This is a genomic window from Clostridium sp. DFI.1.208 (genome assembly GCF_024463855.1).
GTDB lineage: Bacteria > Bacillota_I > Bacilli_A > Erysipelotrichales > Erysipelotrichaceae > Clostridium_AQ.
Genome location: NZ_JANGCA010000360.1, coordinates 1 through 240, shown reverse-complemented (window position 1 = coordinate 240; position 240 = coordinate 1). Strand labels below are relative to the sequence as shown.

Below are 240 nucleotides of genomic sequence, written 5' to 3'. Positions count from 1 at the left end.
CACTTCTGTTGCTGTGGATGATAACGATGTTGCAACGTTTCAAAAACTGAAGGACTTGGGCGTAGAGCTGGAAATTAAACGTGTTCCAGATACACCTTCAGAAAACGTCGATAAATTATTCAAATAATAATTTATCAAAAAATTAAAAAAATCTTATCTTAAATCATTGATTTGAAAGGAGAAACAACATGGATGTAAATATCATTCAAGCTTTACTGGTGTTCGTATGGGCATTTATCA

General features: G+C 32.5%; 1 pseudogene. It reads left to right on the top strand.

The window, feature by feature from the left end:
* Window positions 1-127: pseudogene (locus NE665_RS24900) on the top strand (PTS N-acetylgalactosamine transporter subunit IIB); the annotation flags it as partial.
* Between the last annotated feature and the right edge of the window lie 113 nt (window positions 128-240).